The following is a 20,804-nucleotide window of genomic DNA, read 5'->3' on the forward strand; positions in this document are numbered from 1 at the left end:
GGAGACAAGATGAAGCAATTGGCGAAATATGGCAGCTTGCAGGGCAAGCGCGTGTTCATCACGGGTGGCGGCAGCGGCATCGGCGAATCCTTGGTGGCGGAATTTGCCGCCCAGGGCGCGCTGGTGGCGTTTGTCGATATCGCCGTGGAAGCGAGCGAGGCCCTGTGCCGCCGCCTGGCCGAAGCGGGCCTGACGGCGCCCATTTTTCGCCATTGCGACATCACGGATATTCCATCACTGCAAGCCATCATGGCCGAACTGGCCGACAAGCTGGGCGACTTCGATATCCTCGTCAACAATGCCGCCAACGACCAGCGCCACCAGGCGCAGGACGTCACCCTGGAATACTGGAACGAGCGCATTGCGATCAATCAACGTCCCATGTTCTTCACGTGCCAGGCCGTCTTCGAGGGCATGAAGCGCAAGGGCGGCGGTTCCATCATCAATGTCAGCTCGATTTCCTGGCACATGAAGTCGGGCGGCTACCCTGTGTATGCCACCACCAAGGCCGCCGTCGTGGGCCTCACGCGGGGCCTGGCGCGCGACTTTGGCGCCCACAATATCCGCGTCAATACCGTCACACCGGGCTGGGTCATGACGCAGCGCCAGATCGACCTGTGGGTCGACGACGCGGCCGAAGTGGAAATCAAGAAAAGCCAATGCTTGCCCAGCAAGTTGATGCCACAGGACATCGCCGCCATGGTGCTGTTCCTCGCTTCCGATGACGGCGCGATGTGCTCCAGTCAGGAATTCATTGTGGATGCTGGCTGGGTCTAAGCCTTAGCGCATCGTTTAATCCGCGCCGGTACTGACCGGCCCTCCAATCTTGAAACACCGCTCTTGCCGCCCCAACCCCGCGGCAGGAGAGGCATCGCCATATCCATATTGCCGCGTTGATCCCGGCCCTTGCTTTTCACTAAAAAACAGGAGACAGCATGAAACTCATCCATACCAGCATCGTGGCCCTCAGCTTGGCCATGGCCGCCGGCAGCACCTTTGCCGCGCCCGTCAAGGTCACCATCGACGTGGCCAAGCCCGGTGCCGTGATCAACAAGAACGTGTACGGCCAGTTCGCCGAGCACCTGGGCACGGGCATCTATGAAGGCATGTGGGTGGGACCGGAGTCTTCCATTCCGAATACCAAGGGCTGGCGCAACGACGTGCTGGGCGCGCTGAAACAGTTGCACGTGCCGCTGGTCCGCTGGCCAGGCGGTTGTTTTGCCGATGAATACCACTGGAAGGACGGCATCGGCGCGCGCGACAAGCGCCCGACCAAGGTCAACACCAACTGGGGCGGCGTGGAAGAATCGAACGCCGTCGGCACGCATGAATTCTTCGACCTGGCCGAGCTCCTGGGCGCGCAGACCTATATCAACGGCAACCTCGGTTCCGGCACGCCGCAGGAAATGTCCGAATGGCTCGAATACATGACCTCGGACAGCAAGTCGACCCTGGCCGAGCTGCGCCGCAAGAATGGCCGTGCCCAGCCGTATAAAGTCGATTACTTTGGCATCGGCAATGAAGCCTGGGGTTGCGGCGGCAATATGCGCCCGCAGTACTATGCCGACCTGTACAAGCACTATCACACCTTCATGAAGACGCCGGAAAGCGCGCGCCCGAAATTCATCGCCAGCGGCGGCAATGACGACGACATCAGCTGGTCCAGCACCCTGAGCCGCGAAATCAAGCCGAACATGATGGACGCCATCAGTTTCCATTACTACACGGTGCCGACCGGCGTATGGGAAAAGAAGGGCGCGGCCACGGGCTTTGGCGAAGATCAATGGATCTCGACCCTGAGCCGCACCTTGCGCATCGATAGCTTGATCAAGAACAATATCGCCGCCATCGACAAGAACGATCCCTCGAAAAAGACGGGCTTGTACGTCGATGAATGGGGCACCTGGTACGACGTGGAGCCTGGCACCAACACCGGTTTCCTGTTCCAGCAAAACAGCTTGCGCGACGCCCTCGTCGCGGCCTTGAACTTCAATATTTTCCACGCCCACGCGGACCGTGTGCGCATGACGAATATCGCGCAAATGGTCAACGTGCTGCAGGCGATGATCATCACCGACAAGGACAAATATTTCCTCACGCCTACGTATCATGCGTTTGAAATGTACGTGCCGTTCCAGGATGCCACGTCCCTGCCGGTCGCCATCCAGGGCAATGGCAAGTACAGCTTGGGCAAGGTCAGCATTCCCGAAGTGAGCGCCTCGGCCGCGCGCGGCAAGGATGGCAAGGTGTATCTGTCGCTGGTCAACACGAACCCACACAAGGCGGTCGACGTGAGCGTGGCATTGGCCGGCAAGCAAGTGGCCAGCGTGACGGGCCGCGTGCTGACCGCAGGCAAGATGGATGCCGTCAACAGCTTTGCGCAACCGCAAGCCGTGCAGCCGGTGGCGTTCAATGCCCAGGCGCAAGGCGGTAAGCTGACCGTGTCGGTGCCCGCCAAGGCCGTCGTGGTGGTGGCCGTCGACTAAGCTGTCGCTCACCTGTCACTCATCAGGCCGGCCCGCATGACGGGCCGGCTGACCATTTTGGAGAAGACGATGCACACATTGACACGCGGCATGGCCGCCATCCTGAGCACCCTGGCGATCATGGCTGCCGCGCACGCGGCCCAGGTCAGCGTGCACGACCCCGTGATGGCCAAGGAAGGCGACACGTATTATTTGTACAGCACGGGTCCCGGCATTACCTTCTACAGTTCGAAAAACATGGTTGACTGGCAGCCGGAAGGGCGCGTCTTCGCGGGCCAGCCGACCTGGGCAAAAACAGCTGCTCCCAGCTTTGACGACCATATCTGGGCGCCCGACGTGCAATTTCACGACGGGAAATATTACCTGTACTACTCGGTGTCCGGCTTCGGCAAGAACACGTCCGGCATCGGCGTGACCGTCAACACGACCTTGAATCCACGCTCGCCCGACTACCGCTGGGTCGACCAGGGCATGTTGCTGCAATCGGTGCCCGAGCGCGACGAGTGGAATGCCATCGATTCGAACATCATTACCGATGCCAAGGGCACGCCGTGGATGTCGTTCGGCTCGTTCTGGAATGGCATCAAGCTGGTGAAACTGACGCCTGACTGGACCCGTATTGCGGAACCGCAAGAGTGGCACTCGCTGGCCCGACGCGTACCCCTGCCGCCACGTGCAGGCGAATTCAAGCCCGCGCCCGAGGAAATCGAGGCGCCGTTTTTCTTCCAGCGCGGCAACGATTACTTCCTCTTCGTTTCCTGGGGCCTGTGCTGCCAGAAGGAAAAAAGCACGTATAACCTGGCCGTGGGACGCTCAAAAAGCGTGACGGGGCCGTATCTGGACAAGGAGGGCCGCGACATGGCGCAGGGCGGCGGCACGGTGCTGCTGAAAGGCGACAAGGACTGGCAAGGCCTCGGCCACAACAGCGCCTATACGTTTGACGGCAAGGATTACCTGGTGCTGCACGCCTATGAAACGGCGGACAATTATTTGCAGAAGCTCAAGATCCTGCCCATGACGTGGGACAAGGATGGCTGGCCGCAAGTCGACGCGCGCGACTTGAACCGCTATCAAAGCCGGCAATTGCCGGCCGCCAAACGGTAAGTGGACCAGGGGATGGGCGACAGGTGATACGCAAATCGATATCACAAGCGAAAAAGAATTGATTGGATGGCTATGTTGCTTTCTCCTACCATGGGTTCATAAAAAACCGCCCATCCGGCATCCGGCTGTGATGGTATTCCAAAAAAAACTGGAGACAAGAATGAAATTGACACGCCGCACACTCCTCGCCAGCGCCATGTTGTTGGCACTGTCCGCTACTTCTTCCGCCTTTGCCGCCAAGCCCCTCGTCATGGGCTTTTCGCAGGTGGGCGCCGAAAGCGAATGGCGCACCGCCAATACCGTCTCCATCAAGGATGCGGCCAAGAAAGATGGCGTCACGCTGAAATTTGCTGATGCGCAGCAAAAACAGGAAAACCAGGTCAAGGCCCTGCGCTCGTTCATCGCGCAAAAAGTCGACGTGATCGCCTTCTCGCCGGTCGTTGAGTCCGGCTGGGATACGGTCCTGCGCGAAGCCAAGGCTGCCAAGATTCCCGTCATCCTGACGGACCGCGCCGTCAACGTCACCGACAAATCGCTGTACGTGACCTTCATCGGTTCCGATTTCGTGGAAGAGGGCCGCCGCGCTGGCCAATGGCTGCTCGAGCACGCCAAGAAAACCCCGGACGCGCAATTGAACATCGTCGAGCTGCAAGGCACGGTCGGCTCCGCGCCGGCCATCGACCGCAAGGAAGGCTTCCAGGAAGTCATCGGCAAGAATCCAAAGCTGAAAATCATCCGTTCGCAAACGGGCGACTTTACGCGCGCCAAGGGCAAGGAAGTGATGGAAGCGTTCCTGAAGGCCGAAGGCAAGAAGATCAACGTGCTGTACGCGCACAATGACGACATGGCCATCGGCGCCATCCAGGCCATCGAAGAAGCGGGCATGAAACCGGGCAAGGACATCATCATCATCTCGATCGATGGCGTCAAAGGCGCGTTCGAAGCCATGATCGCCGGCAAGCTGAACGTCACCGTGGAATGCAGCCCGCTGCTGGGCCCGCAATTGATGTCGATCGCCCGCGACGTGGTGGCCGGCAAGCCCGTGCCAGCGCGCATCACGACGGTGGAAGGCGTGTTCCCTGCCGAGGTGGCCGCCAAGGAATTCCCGAACCGTAAGTATTAAGCTTGCCGCATGATGAATACGCAAGCGCAACACAACGCCGCGCCAGCTCCCTTGCTGGAGTTGCGCGGCATCAGCAAGTCTTTTCCTGGCGTCAAAGCCCTCAGCGACGTTGCCCTGCGCCTGTATCCGGGTGAAGTGCACACCTTGATGGGGCAGAACGGCGCCGGGAAATCGACGCTGATCAAGGTGCTGACGGGCGTCTACACGCCCGACAGCGGCCAGATTCTGTTTGACGGCAAGCCCATCGCGCCCGCGTCCACCTCGGATGCGCAGTTGCTCGGCATCAGCACCGTGTACCAGGAAGTCAATCTGTGCCCGAACCTGTCGGTGGCGGAAAACATCTTTATTGGCCGCTACCCGCGCCGCTTCGGCGCCATCGACTGGCGTTCCATGCAGCAGCAGGCGCGTGCCTTGCTGCAGCAGTTGCAGATCGATATCGATGTCACGGCGCAACTGTCCAGCTTTCCGCTGGCGATCCAGCAAATGGTGGCCATTTCGCGCGCACTGAACATTTCGGCTCGCGTGCTGATCCTCGATGAACCCACGTCCAGCCTCGACGAGGCTGAAGTCAATCTGCTGTTTTCCGTGCTGCGCCGCCTGCGCGAGCAAGGCATGGCGATTCTGTTTGTGACCCACTTCCTCGACCAGACCTACGCCATTTCCGACCGCATCACCGTCATGCGCAATGGCGAGCGCGAGGGCGAATATGCATGCAGCGAACTGTCGCGCCTGGCGCTGGTCAATAAAATGATCGGTGTGGCTGCCGACACGCAGGAGCAAACGCCGGACCTGGCGCAAGAAGCGGGCGCCGCCAGCTTCGGTCCGACTGTGCTCGAAGCGCAGGGACTCGGCCGCAAGGGTGCCCTGCTGCCCATGGATTTCCACATCCGCCAGGGCGAATTGCTGGGCCTGGCCGGCTTGCTCGGTTCGGGCCGCACGGAACTGGCGCGTTTGCTGTTCGGCGCCGACAAGGCCGATTCCGGCAGCATCGTCATGCAGGGCAAGATACGCCAGTTCAACGTGCCGCGCGACGCGATCGCCCAGGACATCGGTTTCTGCTCGGAAGACCGCAAGCACGAGGGCGCGATTTTGTCGCTGTCCGTGCGCGAAAACATCATATTGGCCTTGCAGGCCCGCACGGGCTTGCTGCGCGCCATCCCGTTCAAACGCCAGCAGGCGCTGGCCGACGAGTACGTGAAGGCACTGGGCATCAAGACGGCCAGCATCGAAACGCCGATTGGCAGCCTGTCGGGCGGCAATCAGCAGAAAGCCTTGCTGGCGCGCTGGCTGGTGACGTCGCCGGCCATGCTGATTCTCGATGAACCGACGCGCGGCATCGACGTGCGCGCCAAGCAGGAAATCATGAGTTATGTGAGCAAGCTGTGCCGCAAGGGCATGGCCATCCTGTTCATCTCGTCGGAGCTGCCGGAAGTGCTGCGCTGCAGCGACCGTATTCTCGTCATGCGCGACCGCAAGGCCTGCGGCGACTATGCGCGCGGCGAGCTCGACGACAGCTCCGTGCTGCAAGTGATCGCCGGAGACGCCACATGAGTTTATCCACGCCATCGAACGCGCCCCTGGCGCGTCCGGCTTCCACTACGGGTACGTCCGCCTTGCATACCGTTCTGCACCACCCCTTGAGCCGGCCCCTGGCCGCGCTGTTGCTGCTGTTGCTGGTGGCCTTCTTTGCCATCCCCGGCTTTTTCCACCTGGAAGTGCGCGACGGCCACTTGTACGGCAGCGTGATCGACATCGTCAACCGTGCCGCCCCGCTGATGCTGGCGGCCCTGGGCATGACCCTGGTCATCGCCACGCGCGGCATCGATATTTCCGTGGGCGCCGTCGTGGCCCTGTCCGGTACCGTGGCCGCCATGCTGATCGGCGGCACCATGGTGATGGACAACGGCGTGCCGACCTACGTGAGCAACATCCCCATGGGCTGGGCCCTGGCGGCCGCCTTGGGCGCGGCCCTGCTGTGCGGCGCCTGGAATGGCGTGCTGGTGGCGGGACTCGGCTTGCAACCCATCGTCGCGACATTGATACTGATGGTGGCGGGGCGTGGCCTGGCGCAATTGCTGACGGATGGGCAGATCGTCACCGTCTATTATCAACCGTTCTTTTTCATCGGCAGCGGCTACCTGTTTGGCTTGCCGTTTTCCCTGTTCCTCGTCGCTGCCGTGTTCATTATTACGGCCGTGCTGATGCGCAAGACGGCCCTGGGCCTGTTTATCCAGGCCGTCGGCATCAACCCCGTCGCCGCGCGCCTGGCCGGCATCAAGACGGCGACGCTGATCTTTTTCGTCTACGTGTTTTGCGCCGCCTGCGCGGGCCTGTCGGGTCTGATGATCAGCTCTAACATCAAGAGCGCCGATGCGAACAATGCGGGCCTGATGCTGGAACTCGACGCCATCCTGGCCGTGACCTTGGGCGGTACGTCCTTGGCTGGCGGCAAGTTCAGTCTCGTGGGCAGCATGATAGGCGCCCTCATCATCCAGACCCTGACCTACACGATCTATTCGCTGGGCGTGCCGCCGGAAGTGAACATGGTCGTCAAGTCGGTCGTCGTCTTCCTCGTCTGCCTGTCGCAATCGTCGGAATTCAAGCAATTGCTGCATCGGAGAAAAGCATGAAGGGCTTGCTGCATACCCCGTATTTCACCTCGCTCGTCACGGTCCTGCTGCTGGTGGTGATGCTGGGCCTCGGCGGCGCCGCCTATCCGGGCCTGCTGTCGACGCAAGTGATCTTTAACCTGTTGATCGATAACGCCTTTTTGCTGGTGATCGCCGTCGGCATGACCTTCGTCATCGTTTCCGGCGGCATCGATCTGTCCGTCGGTTCCGTGCTGGCCCTGTCGACCATGATCGCCGCCTGGCTGCTCAACGTGGCGCACTGGCCGCCGCTCTTGGTGATCGTCACGGTGCTGGCACTGGGCACCGTGTTTGGCGCCAGCATGGGCGCGCTGATTCATTACTTCAAATTGCAGCCCTTCATCGTCACCCTGGCCGGCATGTTTCTGGCGCGCGGGCTGTGCTACTTGATCAGCATCAATTCCATCACCATCGACGACCCGTTGTTCGTGGCCATGTCGCAGACGCAATTGCAATTTCTCGGCGGTTTTGTCTCACCCGGCGTCGTGATCGCCGTGATCACGTTGCTCTTGGCCATCTGGCTGGCGCACGCCACGCCGTTCGGCCGCGCCGTGTATGCGATCGGCGGCAATGAACAGTCGGCCCTGATGATGGGGCTGCCCGTGGGCCGCACCAAGGTCTTTATCTATGCCTTCAGCGGCTTTTGCGCTGCGCTCGGCGGCGTGCTGTTTTCGTTCTACATGCTGTCCGGCTATGGCTTGCATGCGCAAGGCACGGAACTGGACGCGATTGCCGCCGTCGTCATCGGCGGCACCCTGCTCAGCGGCGGCTATGGCTATGTGGCGGGCGCGCTGTCGGGCGTGCTGGTGCTGGGCACCATCCAGACCCTGATCGCCTTCGACGGCACGCTCAGCTCATGGTGGACCAAGATCGTCATCGGTGGCTTGCTATTCGTCTTTTGCGTCGTGCAAAGACTGATGGCCATGGGCCAGAAGAATACCTATCGGAGTTAATACCATGTTTCACAAGATAAAACTTGCCGCAGCCATCGGCATGGCGGCGGCGCTCGCCTGCGCCCCATTCGTCGCACAGGCAGCCAACCCCATCGTCAAGGATATCTACACGGGCGACCCGGCCGCGCTGGTCGACAATGGCAGGGTCTACCTGTACGTGGGCCACGATGAAGCGAGCGCCACGGATACGGATTACCGCATGAACGAGTGGCGCGTGTATTCCTCGTGCGACATGGCGAACTGGACGGATCACGGCTCGCCCGTGCGCTTTTCCACCTTCGCGTGGGCCGGCAAGGATGCCTGGGCCGGTGACATCGTCAAGCGCGGCAATAAATATTATTTCTATTCGACCGTCGACCATAAAACCATTCCCGGCAAAGCCATCGGTGTGGCCGTCTCCGACAGCCCGACCGGGCCGTTCGTCGATGCGCGCGGCAGCGCCCTGATCACCAACGACATGACGAAGCAGACGGCCATTCCCTGGGACGATATCGACCCGGCCGTCTTTATCGACACGGATGGGCAGGCCTACATTTACTGGGGTAACACGGTCTTGAAATACGCCAAGCTGAAAGCCAATATGACGGAGCTGGACGGCCCGATTCTGACCTTCGGCATGGATGCGTTCACGGAAGCGGCCTATATGCACAAGCATGCCGGTACGTATTACTTGTCGTACTCGCGCAATTTCCCGGAAGAGACGGCGTATTCGACGGGCCCGACGCCGACGGGGCCCTGGCATTTCCGCGGCACCATCATGGACAAGAATGCCGTCGTGAAAACCATTCACCAGGCCATCATCGAGTTCAATGGCAAGTCCTACATCTTCTATCACAACGACAAGTTGCCCGGCGGCGGAGAATACCGGCGTTCCGTGGCCGTGGAAGAGCTGAAATACAAGCCGGACGGCACCATCGAATTCATCCAGCAAACGGCTGGCCCGGCCGCCAACCCGAGCGCCGCCTGCAAGGCATTGTGAACGCTTGTTGACCAAGTATAAAAAGGAGACATACCGATATCTATAACATCGATATTGAATTAAAACTGATATCGATCATGATATGATTTATTCATGGATACCCTCAACCCCAACTGGTTCTTGCGAGCCCGCCTGAAGACGCGGCAATTGCTGCTGTTGATCGCCCTTGATGAGCAGCGCAACATCCACCGCGCGGCGGAAGAATTGCACATGACGCAGCCGGCCGCGTCCAAGCAAATCAAGGACCTGGAAGAGATGCTGGACGTGCGCCTGTTCGACAGGTTGCCGCGCGGCATGGAGCCGACCATCTACGGCGAGACGATGATACGCCACGCGCGCATGGCCCTGACGAGCCTGTCCTTGGCGCATGACGACATCGTCGCCCTGAAGTCGGGCCTGACGGGCCAGGTGGAGGTGGGCGTGATCATGACGCCGGCCATGGCCTTGCTGCCGCGCGCGATTGCCCGCATCAAGCAGCAGGCACCGTTGATGCGCATCGGCGTGCACCTGGAGCACAGCAATACGCTGATGGACATGCTGCAGCACGGCACCCTCGACTTCATGATCGGGCGCATCCTGGAAAAGGAAAGCAGCGCGGGACTCATCTACGAGGAATTGACGGAAGAGCCGGCCAGCGCCGTGGCGCGCAATGGCCATCCGCTGCTGTCGCGCAAGAATCTGCAATTGAAGGATTTGGCGGGCCAGCCGTGGATTCTACCGCCGCAAGGCAGTATCCTGCGCCACCGCTTCGACATGATGTTCCGCCGCGCGGGCCAGGAGCCGCCTGTCGACGTGGTCGACACCACCGCCTTGCTCCTGATCACGTCGCTACTACAGCAGACGGACTCGCTGCACGTGATGCCGACGGAAGTGGCCCATTACTACGAATCGTTGAACGTGCTGAGCATCTTGCCCATCGAGCTGCCGTGCAAGATGGATGCGTTCGGCATTATTCGCCAGCAGGATCATTTGCTGTCGCCGGGGGCGGATATGCTGCTCAAGGCCGTGCGGGCCACGGCGGCGGATATGTATTGAGTGCTGTGCTGGTGTTGTCGGATTACGCGTTCCGCTAATCCGACCTACCGTTCACATGCATGGTAGGTCGGATTAGCCCGCAGGGCGTAATCCGACAATTGCCCCTTACACTCAATCCGGTACTTCAAAGAAAAACAGCTGCACCAATCGCCCATTCTCCGGCGTGTCGCCAAACACATTGCTGATCGAGTGGAAATAGTGTCCCTTGTACACGATCAGGCGGTTGTGGCGCATCGGCACTTCCAGCAGCGCTTGCCAACTGTCGCGCTGTTCCTGCAAGTCGTTGAATTTCTGCACTTTACTGTTCGGCAGCCAGCGTTTCTGGAAATCCTTGAAGCTGGCGTAGCCGCCCGCTTTCACGTCCGTTTCGGGTAATCGCCGGTACCAGCCGCTGGGCTGGTGGCGCCAGAAGGTGGTGCCGCCCTGGCACTGCTCGGGCGGGTTCAGATACAGCACGCCCGCATAGAAATTGAAATTGTTCCCCGTCTCGTTGTCCACGTGGATATCGGTGCGCGCCATGGCGTCCGCATAGCTGAGGCGGTAGGAACCGTTGTCGGGCGAGATAAAACGGATGGGGCGGCCCAGCGCCGTGGCGATGCGCTCCATGATGGCCTGGCTGGGCTGGCCCGCCGTCTGGCTGCCTGGATAGTTTTGCCCCGCATAGCGCTGCTGCTCGAACGGCAACGCCAGCGCTTGCGCGCGCCAGGCGGCGGGATCGGGCAGGAAATCGTCGAGGATGTGCAAATCCGTTTCGCGCAGGAAATCGTGCAAGCTTGCCGGCACGTCGGGCGCCGTCAGCCGTTCCGTGTTTTCCGTGCCGGGGCTGGCAAAGCCGATGCGGCACGTTTGCGCCAGTGGCGCATGCAGCGCCAGGCCTTGCGCGTAGCGTTCCAACGCCAGCTCTTGCTGTCCCGTGCGGTAGTACAGCTCGGCCAGTCCCTGCAGGGTTTGCCAGCGCTGCGGACGTAGGGCGTGGGCCCGTTCCAGTTCGGCGATGGTCTCCATCAGCCGCTGTTTTCCCATCAGCAATTCCGCATGGCTGATGGCGAAATCATGTTCGTGCGGCGCCAGCCGCGCCGCCGTGGCGTAGCTGGCCAGCGCCGCCTCGCTGTCCGTGCCGCGCAGCACGTTGCCGAGGTTGTAGTGGAACAGGGCGTTGTCCGGTTGCTGCTTGAGCGACAGTTTCAGCAAGCCCAGGCCGATGGCGCCCTGGCCCAGCTCCAGCATCGCCAGTCCCTGGAAATGCTGGGCTTCGGCCAGGGCCGGGTTCAGCTTATACGCGGCCTGGTAGGCGTTGATCGCCTCGATCAGCTTGCCCGCCTGCTGCAGCCCTTGCCCGTTTGCCAGATGTTGTTCCGCCAGTGTCTGTTCGCCCATATGTCCCGATCCCGATCCCGATGCAATGTGGCGAACAGTGTAACCGAGCCCGTTCTACCGTGCCTGGCTGACGGGAATTTCTTCCCCGTTCAGCTTGATCGCCACCTTGACGATCTGCGCCTTGACCTGGTTGCTGGCCATGTCCGCTTCCTGGGCGTAGGCATACACGACGATGGCGAAATCCTTGTATCCGCTGCGCGCCGCTTCGATCTTGCGCGCCGCCTCCTGGTCCACTTTCAGCAGCGAATAACCGTCGCCATTCGTGAACGCCAGCTTGTAGTCGCCGTTGTCGTACATGTAGTAATACGTGCCCGCGTCGGCGAACTTGGCGGGGAAGGCGGCCTTGTCCATGGCGTACGGCGACAGCGCGCCTTGGCCATTGATCTGGTAGCGCAGGTAGCGCTTCGCCTTGGCCTCATTGACCTTGGCGTCGATCTGCGGTTTCAGGGCGTCGAGCACTTCCTGCTTGCGGAAGGCGTCGTTGCTGCCCGCATATTCGCGCGAGATGCGCTGTGCCACGGCCGCATAGTCGGGCGGCACGCCGGACAGGGCGAGGTAGCTGTACATCAGCTGGTGGCCGCTGGTGATGTCGACATAGCTGGACGTTGGCGTGGCAGCGTCCGCTTGCGGCAGGCTGGCGGCGGCGGCCTTCACTTGCGCCTTGGCGGCCATGTCGGCGACATTCGCGGCGACGGGAGCGGAGGCGGCCGGTGTGACGGTCTCTGTTTTACCGCAGGCGGACAGCAGGACGGCGATGGCGAGCAGGGCTGGGAGGCTACGTTGCATGATATTTCCTTCAATGAATGTGTAAGAGGTGGCTTAGCCGATGGTTTTACGTTTGTATTCGCCGACGCCGTAAGCGGCCAGGACGATGGAAGACGCCAGCACCAGGTAAAAGCCGATGCCGAACGAGAGGCCTTGCCACACTTGCCCCAGCATTTCGCTGGCCATCTGCTCGGCCATGCGGGCCGCGCGGGTGCCCATGATGCCGCCCATGGCGCTGCCCGCGTCGCTGACGGCGCCCTTGATCTTGATGAACAGCACGCTGCTGTGGATGACGATGAACAGCAGCGGGGCGCACTTGCCCAGCGCCGCTTTCGGGTGGCGGCTAACCATGGTGGCGCAGCATCCGGCAATGGCCAGCAGGAAGAAAAATTGTGCCGACGTAAAACCGCCGCCGCCATCGCGGGCAAAGCTTTCCAGGCTGTCGGCGGACAAGCCCAGCAACTGCCAGTAGGTGCGCGAGACGGAGGCGAACAAACGGATGCCGATGGTGTTGAAGATAAAGGCGCCGGCGATCAGGACGCCCAGGCTGGCCAGCACCTTGATGCCCAGGGCGGACACGGCCTGGCCCCACAGCTGCTGGCTTTTGTCGCGCGCCAGTTTCGCCGCGCCGGCCATTTCTTCCTGCGCCAGTTGCTGCGTTGCCACGGCGCTGACGGTGGCGAGGCTGCCGGCCTCATCGAAGCGCACGTCGACGACGGCGTTGATGGCGGGCGCCACGTCCGAGCGCCAGTGCGTGGCCACGTCGAACGCATGTTGAATGCCGGCCACGCTGACGGAACCCTGTCCGCTCGATTGGTAGGCGAGGATGCGGCCACGCTGGCCGGTGGTAATGGTTGCTGCCGTGCTGGATGGTTGCATGAGATTTCCCTGGTCACTGTCATGCTCTATTGCATGTACCCACGGATAACGGGGGCAGTTCAGGGAAATCTAAAATTATTTAGAATTATTTTTTGGCGGCTGCATCATGTCCTTGGCGGCGCCCTGGTAATCCTTCATCAAGCCCATGAAAGCATCCTGCAAATGCCGGGCCGCATCCTGCGGCGGTGCGCCCGTGCGCCGCGCCAGGTCGAATTTATACGCATGGGCGGGGCTGTAGCCGGCTTGCGATGCCGCGTCCAGCAGCACGCCCGCCCGCTTCAGCGAAGCGGGGTCGCCCTTGACCATCAGCAATTCCGCCAAATAGGTCTGGGCAATCGGAAATTCTTTCGCAGCCGCCTTTTCCAGCCACTGCATGCCCGCCTTCGGCTGTTTTATTCCAGCGTCGCCGCCGCCGATGCCATAGCCGAGGGCAGTCAGCGCCACCAGGTCGCCGCCCCGTGCGCGCTTTTCCAGTTGCTGGCGGGGAAATGGACGGGCCGCGATCTGCATGCGGATTTCATAGTTGATGTCTTGCAGTACATTGCCTGGCCATACCTTGGCGCCCGGTAAGGACGGCTTTTCCACCGTTGGGGCAGGCGCGCGCACGCCGCCCTGGCCTTGCGCCCCGGCCAGCACGCCCGGCGTTGCCTGGCTGACGCCCTTGCCGCTGCCCATGTTCAGCACCAGGCGCGCCGACGTTTCGCCAAACGACACGCGGGGCTTTTGCACGTCGTGCGTCATGGCGGCAACCTTGGCCGCCACTTGCGAAAACACATCGCTCATCGGCAAGCCCGGCGCATCGAGCGCGTCGAGCAGGGCGCTCGTGTAGGGGCTGTTGCGCGAATCGGGCGACCAGAAGTCGCGCGCCAGGGCGCCGGGACCTGCCGAATAGGCGATCACCACGCCGCGTGGCGCGGCCGTATCGGCAAAGCCGTGGCTGGCCGCATTGCCGCCGCCGGGAATCGCCACGGCGCCGCCCCGAGTATATTCCTGGCGGCAAGCGTCAAGGATCAGCACAGCGCCGCGCGCGCCCGTGCGCTGCAAGTCGCCGGCCAGGCTGGAAACGGACACGCCCTGCGCGGCGATGGCGGCCGCGCTCAATGCATTCATGTTGGCGCCCAGCGGCAACACATAATTGGCTTCGCCCGCCTGGGCGCCGTGGCCCGCGTAAAACACGAGGGCGATATCGGCGCCGCGTGCCTGTGTGGAAAACTCGGCCGACGCCTTTTGCAGCTGTTGCGCATTGATGTCCGTGCGCAACAGCACGTCAAAGCCCAGGCGGCGCAGGCGCTCGGCCATGGCACGCGCATCGTTCACGGGATTTAACAGGGGTTGCGGATAGGCCGCATTGCCGATCACGAGGGCGATGCGCTTGCCGGGACCGCTGGCGGCGTTGCCCACGGCCGCCTGCGCGACGTTACCGCAGAGTAAAAAGAGGAGGCTCAAAAGCAGGGGAATCAGGCGATGCATCGGCGTCTCGGGAATTGTCGTGAAAGTAACAAAAGTTAGCGATTTTTACTGTGATATGAGAAAATTGCTTAAATGCATTTTACCTTACTGACAAGTTTCTCTTGTCTGGCCAGCGCACGGTACGTCGCCGCCGGCCAGTGGCGCGTGCCGCCCAACACACGATCGGACCGGCTTTGCAATCGGAACAATTTGAACGGATTCATGCTTTCTGGACCCGCCGCCAGCAGCTGACACAAGGCGAACTCGGCGAGTTTTACCAGCGCGTCATCGCCGCGCTGACGCCGTGCCGTCCGCGCGAGGCGGCGTCGCTGGGCGACTCGCTGGCCGACTTGCGCCACCAGTTCTTCATTGAAAAAGTCCTGCACGGCGACAGCGAGGCCGCGCCCCACCACGTCGGTGCCCTGTTTTTGTACTTCAAGCGCTTCATCATCGACCAGCTGCGCAAGCAGCGTGATGACGAAGATGCCGATGCGCAAGAGGGCTGCGAGCTGCGGGCACCCGATGCGTATGCGGAACCGCTGCGCGATTACCAGCTCACGCCGCAGCAAGTGCGCGACGCGGCCGACGTTTTCATCACCACCTTGCCCGATGATTTGATCTTGCTGCTGCGCCATTGCGGCTGCGGCGGCATGCCCGTCAAGGAATTGGCCGAGCAGATCGCTTCCGCGCATTACCACGGCGGAAAATTAGGCCTGGTGCACAGGCAGAAGGGCGAGGCCAATAGCGCGGGGCGCCAGATCGTCGAGCCGGCCCACCGCGCCACCTTACTGGGCAGCTGGGTCTTGAACCTGCTCAAGCTGCGCGTGGGCGATGCCCTGGCCGCACGCGACCTGCAGGCGGCGCAAATAGTTTTGGATATCTTGTGCGTGGCCGCGTTATCCCTGCACATGGACCCCGTGTCCACCCACCCGAACCCTGATGAAAGGCCATCGGCATGAATGCATTGACGCCCTCGCTGGCCATCGTTGCCGCGCGCCTGCCGTCGCCTCCATCTTCCGCCGAACTGCTGGAGGGCGAAGTGGCCGGGACTACCCCCGACTGGCGCGGCATTGCCGTGCCGGAACACCTGATGGAACGTTTCGAGCGCCGCAGCGATGCCGCGCCGTTGGCCGCGCGGCCCATCGCCGGCGGACAGATCCACCTGCTGGCGCGCCTTCCCGGCTTTGGCGCCGTGCTGCTCGACGCCTGGGACAGCACGCGGCAGCGCTGGCGCGGCTGGCTCGTCACGCCGGACGCATCGTATGCGGACGCCTGCGGCCTCGTGGTCGAGGAGCGCGATGCGCCCGCCGACCCGCGCGCCGGCCTGGTGCTGTGCGACATGCCCGTGACCCTGGCCGTGACGGACCTGGGCGCCTGCCTGGGCGTGTTCAGCCAGGAGCGCCTGCAGGCGGCGCGCTGGCTGGAGCGGCATGGCCGCGCGAATGGAGCGGCTTCGGCGCCCGGCGTGATCGCCCGCGTGGCTTTGCCCGGCGATGATTACGCCTTGACCGGCACACCGCTGTCGAGCGAGCTGGGCAAGGACGGCCGCGTGGCGTACCGGCAACTGCTGCGCCAGGGGCTGCAGCAGTTACAGATCGCTTCGGCTGATGCCGCCGCGCCCCAGGTGAAGACGCCGGTGACGGCGGCCAATGCCAACCGCTGGCTGAAGATCGTTACGGCCGTGGCCGCCAGCGTGATGGTGGTGCAATCGGCGTGGCTGTTCCTGCCGAAAGAAGGCGCCGTCGTCGGCAATGCGGAATTCCGCAGCGGCGGCAGCGGCGTTGAGACGGGCGTGCGCACGCGCGTGCTGTTCCGTGCCGAGGCTACGGAGGCGGAAATCCGCACGTGGCTGCAGCGCGAGCAGCTGGAAATCGTCGCCGGACCGGACACCCTGGGCGCCTTCACCGTGCTGTCGCGCAACCGCCAGAAAGTCTTGCCGCCGCCAGGCCCGGGCAATCCGCTGGCCGTCATCAATCCCTGACCCAGAAATAAGAGAAAGTTATCAAGCATGACAACGTATAAGAACTTTGCATCCGCGCACTGGCGCAAATTGATCGTCGGCGTGGCTGCCGGCGTCCTGTTGACGGGCTGCGCCATGACGCCGAACGGCCGTGGCGGCGTGTTGATGGGCCTCGATACGGCTGAGCTGTTCGGCACGCCGATTTCCACCTTCCGCCTGCGCGACGGCACGGAAGGGACCTTGCGCAAGGATCCGCAAGGCAAGTATTCGATCAAGTTGTCGCAGGCGTTTCGCGTCGTGCCGCTGGCCAACGCCATCACGGCCCGCGTGGCGCGCGTGGAAAACGTGGGCGAGCGCACCGTGGTGATCGTGGAAACCCAGGAGCGCGGCTGCGCCTACCGCTATGAAGTGCTGGCTTTCCAGGGCACGGACGTGCTGCAGTGGACGGTCGGCAATTGCAAGGATCGCCCCCGCGTGGACGTGGCGTCCGATGGCAAATCGCTGAATATCGATTTCCCCAACTACAACCGCCTGTCGCGCATGATCTACACGGACAACCGCCTGCTCAACGCCAGCGTGGCCGTGCCGCCCGGCGTCGATACGCGCGCCCAGCCGTTTGCCGACGACGCCTTGCGCGGCACGGGCCCGGCCATCGCCACCACGCCCGGCAGCGACAGCGGGCGCGTGATCCCGGCGCCGCCGGCGGCCGCTCCGGCTCCCGTTGCCACGCCGAAAACGGGCAGCCGCGCCAGCGCCAAGCCGCGTCGCCAGGAAACCGCAGCCAAGGTGGCAACGCCCGCCGCCATCAGCCTGCCCGCGCCGCGTGCCGCAGCGGCTGCCCCGGCGGCGCCGATGATCTTCCAGGCAGAAGAGATCAAGCCCGTCGTCATCGATCTGAGGAAATAAGATGGCCGCGAGCTTGCGCAGTCTGCAGATCCGGCAGACCCTGATCCTGATCGTCCTGACGATCATGTATTTGTGCTTCGAGCTGGGCTTCAATGCCCGTTTGCTCGACGTGGTGGGCGGCGACGTCAAGCCGCAGGACGTGGAAGGCGTGGAATTCTACGGCCGCAGCCTGTCGGGCATCGCCGCCGCGCTGGTGGTGCTGCAACTGATGTGGCGCCGCCGCCTGAAGAACAATGGCAGCGGCCCCAGCTGGAAAAAGATCGTCTTTTGCTGTGTTGCCACGGCGGCGGTCGTGTTCGGCATTCTGAAAACGACGGTCACCGTGCTGGTCGAAACGCGCGACGCGCAATTTCGCCGCCTGGCTTTCAACACCACCCTGATGCAGCGCTCGCTGGTGGGCGGCAGCCTGCAATTGCAGGGCCTGGTCGATGATGCCACCCTGTTTGCCAAGCCCGAGGGCAAGGCCTTCCTCGCGCTGTTCCCCTTCCTGGCCGTCTCGGTGGGCCACCTCGATGAGCGCATGGAGCCGGCCAAGGAACAGTTGATCAATTTTAATGTCCGCAAGATCGCCGGCGGCGCGGCCGGTTACTATGACAAGTATCAGAAGGCGATTGGCGAAGTGCACGACAAGTGGAAATTGTATTCAGGCATGATTCCCGACGACGATGCAGGCTTGCGCCAGCAGCAGGAAACGGCGTGGAACGATTACCGGCAAAGCCTGTCGCGCCACGGCTGGCAGCCGCATTCCGTGCCGGCGCGGCGCAAGGCGGCCGTTGTCAACAATGTGCGCAAAAAGGTGCCCGTGTCGGCCAACTGGCACCCTGCCGACCAATTGAGCTTCCGTGCCGCCGTCAAGCGCCGCTATGCGTCGGAAGCGGCCAGCAAGGGCTTGCATATCAAGGGCGACCGCATTCCACCGGGCTTGTCCTTCGCCGCCTTCGTCGCGCGCCCCGGCATCCAGGCCGTGCTGCGCGACGGGCCGGATGGCGGCGATGGCAGCGAAGCGAGCAAGGGCTTGCGTTTGCCCAAAGGCGCCGTGGTGCAGGATGCGTATGCGAGTCCTGCCGAATTCAGCCGTCTGTTCGACCAGTTCGCCGCGCGCCAGACGGCGGAAAAGCTCGTGGAATACCGCGCCAGCCGCAACGATTTCGAAGTGGGCGGCAAGTACTTTGAAGAGGGTAAGGAAGCGGCGCGCGCGGCCATCGTGCCGCCCGTCGCCCTGTTCTTCTCCTTGCTGGGCGCCATCGGTCACTTCTCGAAATTGCTGTACCTGATCGCCACGGTGGGCTTGCTGGTGCTGGCGGCGCGCCGCGGCGAGCAGGCGGGCGCCGATGGCCAGCTGAGCCGCCGTTCCGCCTGGATCGCCACGGGCGTGCTAGCTGGCGCCTTCCTGGGAACCTGGGGTATCTTTACCCTCTCGGACAATAATGTCACGAAGAGCGAGCTGTTCCGCCAGATGCTGGACTGGAACCGCCAAGCCGCCGATGACAGTACGCGCTGGCAAATCGCCGGCAAGGGCTTGCTGGCCAATATCACGCACGTCGTGGCGGTGGGGCAGGGCTACAGCTACCCCGTCAACGAAGCGATCCGCATCCACGTTTTGCAGGGAATTCACTATGGCTATCATCCGGGACAAAAATAAGGCGGCCGCGCTGGCCTTGCTGCTTTCCATGGCCAGCACGACTGTCCAGGCCGACTGCCTGGGCATGAAGGTGCACGCCCACCGTGGCGCCGGAAACGCGCCGGAAAACTCGCTGAGCGCGCTGCGCAACACGTATTTCGGCACCTGGGACGGCGTCGAGACGGATTTGCAGCTGCTCGGCGATGGCAACTGGGTGGTGCACCACGACCTGTTGACGGGCAGAGTCGTCGACACGGGTTCGCCCCGCACCGTGAAACAATTGACGGCCGACGACTGGCGCGCCGCCAGCATGAAGAACCGTGGCGTGGCCACGCCGGAAACACCGCCGTTCGTCAGCGATGTCGCCGATCTGGCCACGGCGTTCCCAAGTAAAACCCTGAACGCGGAAATCAAGGATGTCGTGTCGTCGTGCGCACCGATCGCCACCCTGGTGGGGCAGTTGCGTGCGAACATCAAGCATGGCAACTGGTTCTTGACGTCGGGCGTGCCGAACAACCTCGCGTGCGCGCGCCGCGCCGATCCGCAAGGCTACCTGGGCTTGCTCGTGTTTGACGCGCGCAATGCGCAGGCGGCCGGTACGAACCGGGTCAGCCGCTATATCGCGAAAAATGCCCGCCCGCCCAAGCTCGACAAGCCGTGGCTGCAGCGCGTGCAGCAGCAGATCGGCATGCCCACGGGCGTGCACGTGGACGCGCGCAGCCTGGACGCCAATCCGAATTTGCTCAGCGATGCCGCCAGCTTGAATATGCCCGTCTTCGTCTACGCGGTCGATGGTGACTCGGCCCTGGCCGCCTCGCTGTTGCGCGCGCAGCAGCGCAGCCACCGCTGGCCCAGCGGCGTCATCCTTGACGGCAATCCCGAGACGTTTTGCGCGATGATGCAGTAAGTTTTTTCACTCACCCAGTGCTGCCATGACCATGCCACCATCAACCCCCGCCAACCTTACCGGCAGCGCCATCGGCGCCATGTTCTTTTCCCTGTTCGGCGGCCTGTGGGTGGCCGGCTGGTGCGTGCAGACGTATGGCGCGCATCCCTTAAGGCTGCTGCCGGTGGCCGCAATCACCGTCTTGCTGCTCATGCTGGCGTGGCGCCAGTTCCGGCGCCACCGCGCCGCGCATGCGGCGGCGGAACAATCGCCGCAGGCCAAGCGCGTGGGCCGGCTGTTCAATGTCGTCAATGCCGGGCAGTGGATCGCCATCTTCATCGTCGGCAACGTCCTGAAAAACATGGGCTTGCAGGCGTGGTTCATCCCTGCCGTCATTTTGATCGTGGGCCTGCATTTCTTTCCGCTGGCCTGGCTGTTCAAGGCGCGCCGCCACCTGGCCATCGGCATGGCCCTGTGCGTGTGGGCTGTCGGTTATCCGCTGACTCTGCGCCATGGCCCCCTCGATCCCGCCGGCTGTCTCGGTGCCGGGCTGATCTTGTGGGTGGCGGCCCTCTCCGCCGTGCGCGCCGGTTTTGCCGTGCAGCAGAATGCCTTGCAGCCCCAGAAATAGCT

The 20,804-nt window shown here is 62.7% G+C and carries 19 protein-coding genes; 15 read left to right on the top strand and 4 right to left on the bottom strand.

Annotation, left to right across the window (positions count from 1 at the left end):
• Nucleotides 1-9: 9 nt before the first annotated feature.
• The 9 genes from OPV09_RS02285 to OPV09_RS02325 all read left to right on the top strand — a co-directional run bounded on the left by OPV09_RS02285 (nt 10) and on the right by OPV09_RS02325 (nt 10,328).
• Nucleotides 10-777 carry an SDR family oxidoreductase gene (locus OPV09_RS02285; protein WP_338680384.1) on the top strand — a complete coding sequence of 256 codons (768 nt, stop codon included), beginning with the start codon at nt 10-12 and terminating at the stop codon, nt 775-777.
• A 158-nt stretch (nt 778-935) separates the two neighbouring features.
• Nucleotides 936-2,486: an alpha-N-arabinofuranosidase gene (locus OPV09_RS02290; protein ID WP_338680385.1), complete on the top strand. Its 1,551-nt coding sequence runs from the start codon at nt 936-938 to the stop codon at nt 2,484-2,486.
• Nucleotides 2,487-2,555: 69 nt separating this feature from the next.
• Nucleotides 2,556-3,590, top strand: a complete 1,035-nt coding sequence (locus OPV09_RS02295; RefSeq protein ID WP_338680386.1) for an arabinan endo-1,5-alpha-L-arabinosidase — start codon at nt 2,556-2,558, stop codon at nt 3,588-3,590.
• A 160-nt stretch (nt 3,591-3,750) separates the two neighbouring features.
• Nucleotides 3,751-4,713: an ABC transporter substrate-binding protein gene (locus tag OPV09_RS02300; RefSeq protein ID WP_034752929.1), complete on the top strand. Its 963-nt coding sequence runs from the start codon at nt 3,751-3,753 to the stop codon at nt 4,711-4,713.
• Between the two features lie 9 nt (nt 4,714-4,722).
• Nucleotides 4,723-6,264 carry a sugar ABC transporter ATP-binding protein gene (locus OPV09_RS02305; protein WP_338680388.1) on the top strand — a complete coding sequence of 514 codons (1,542 nt, stop codon included), beginning with the start codon at nt 4,723-4,725 and terminating at the stop codon, nt 6,262-6,264.
• Nucleotides 6,261-7,343 (top strand): ABC transporter permease, encoded by a 1,083-nt coding sequence (locus OPV09_RS02310; RefSeq protein ID WP_070304473.1) that lies wholly within the window; start codon nt 6,261-6,263, stop codon nt 7,341-7,343. Before OPV09_RS02305 ends, OPV09_RS02310 begins: the two co-directional genes overlap by 4 nt.
• Entirely contained in the window at nt 7,340-8,314 is a 975-nt protein-coding gene (gene yjfF, locus OPV09_RS02315) for a galactofuranose ABC transporter, permease protein YjfF (protein ID WP_338680389.1), read from the top strand. The genes OPV09_RS02310 and yjfF overlap by 4 nt, the downstream gene beginning before the upstream one ends.
• Nucleotides 8,315-8,318: 4 nt before the next feature.
• Entirely contained in the window at nt 8,319-9,293 is a 975-nt protein-coding gene (locus OPV09_RS02320) for a glycoside hydrolase family 43 protein (protein ID WP_338680390.1), read from the top strand.
• Between the two features lie 93 nt (nt 9,294-9,386).
• The gene (locus tag OPV09_RS02325) at nt 9,387-10,328 is read left to right on the top strand and encodes a LysR family transcriptional regulator (protein WP_034752932.1); all 942 of its coding nucleotides are present in this window, start codon (nt 9,387-9,389) and stop codon (nt 10,326-10,328) included.
• 111 nt (nt 10,329-10,439) lie between these two features.
• Here the strand turns inward: OPV09_RS02325 and OPV09_RS02330 are convergent, their stop codons facing one another.
• The 4 genes from OPV09_RS02330 to OPV09_RS02345 all read right to left on the bottom strand — a co-directional run bounded on the left by OPV09_RS02330 (nt 10,440) and on the right by OPV09_RS02345 (nt 14,819).
• Entirely contained in the window at nt 10,440-11,705 is a 1,266-nt protein-coding gene (locus OPV09_RS02330) for a DUF6445 family protein (RefSeq protein WP_338680391.1), read from the bottom strand.
• Between the two features lie 54 nt (nt 11,706-11,759).
• A complete protein-coding gene (locus OPV09_RS02335) occupies nt 11,760-12,491 on the bottom strand; it encodes a hypothetical protein (RefSeq protein ID WP_338680392.1) in 732 nt (243 codons plus the stop codon).
• A gap of 33 nt (nt 12,492-12,524) precedes the next feature.
• Nucleotides 12,525-13,349, bottom strand: coding sequence for a hypothetical protein (locus OPV09_RS02340; RefSeq protein WP_338680393.1), 825 nt, complete (start codon nt 13,347-13,349; stop codon nt 12,525-12,527).
• A gap of 75 nt (nt 13,350-13,424) precedes the next feature.
• Nucleotides 13,425-14,819 (bottom strand): caspase family protein, encoded by a 1,395-nt coding sequence (locus tag OPV09_RS02345; RefSeq protein ID WP_338680394.1) that lies wholly within the window; start codon nt 14,817-14,819, stop codon nt 13,425-13,427.
• Between the two features lie 173 nt (nt 14,820-14,992).
• On the opposite strand from OPV09_RS02345, the gene OPV09_RS02350 reads away from it, so the two are divergent.
• The 6 genes from OPV09_RS02350 to OPV09_RS02375 are packed head-to-tail and all read left to right on the top strand — an operon-like array spanning nt 14,993 to nt 20,802.
• On the top strand, nt 14,993-15,757 hold the full coding sequence (locus tag OPV09_RS02350; RefSeq protein WP_338680395.1) for a hypothetical protein: 765 nt from the start codon (nt 14,993-14,995) through the stop codon (nt 15,755-15,757).
• On the top strand, nt 15,754-16,779 hold the full coding sequence (locus OPV09_RS02355) for a hypothetical protein (protein WP_338680396.1): 1,026 nt from the start codon (nt 15,754-15,756) through the stop codon (nt 16,777-16,779). Before OPV09_RS02350 ends, OPV09_RS02355 begins: the two co-directional genes overlap by 4 nt.
• A 27-nt stretch (nt 16,780-16,806) precedes the next feature.
• The gene (locus OPV09_RS02360) at nt 16,807-17,664 is read left to right on the top strand and encodes a hypothetical protein (protein ID WP_338680397.1); all 858 of its coding nucleotides are present in this window, start codon (nt 16,807-16,809) and stop codon (nt 17,662-17,664) included.
• Between the two features lies 1 nt (nt 17,665).
• Nucleotides 17,666-19,306, top strand: a complete 1,641-nt coding sequence (locus tag OPV09_RS02365) for a hypothetical protein (protein WP_338680399.1) — start codon at nt 17,666-17,668, stop codon at nt 19,304-19,306.
• The gene (locus tag OPV09_RS02370) at nt 19,281-20,192 is read left to right on the top strand and encodes a glycerophosphodiester phosphodiesterase (RefSeq protein ID WP_338680400.1); all 912 of its coding nucleotides are present in this window, start codon (nt 19,281-19,283) and stop codon (nt 20,190-20,192) included. The genes OPV09_RS02365 and OPV09_RS02370 overlap by 26 nt, the downstream gene beginning before the upstream one ends.
• Before the next feature lie 31 nt (nt 20,193-20,223).
• On the top strand, nt 20,224-20,802 hold the full coding sequence (locus OPV09_RS02375; RefSeq protein WP_338680401.1) for a hypothetical protein: 579 nt from the start codon (nt 20,224-20,226) through the stop codon (nt 20,800-20,802).
• Nucleotides 20,803-20,804 lie beyond the last annotated feature (2 nt).

The organism is Janthinobacterium sp. TB1-E2 (assembly GCF_036885605.1).
GTDB classification, from domain to species: Bacteria; Pseudomonadota; Gammaproteobacteria; order Burkholderiales; family Burkholderiaceae_D; genus Janthinobacterium; species Janthinobacterium aestuarii.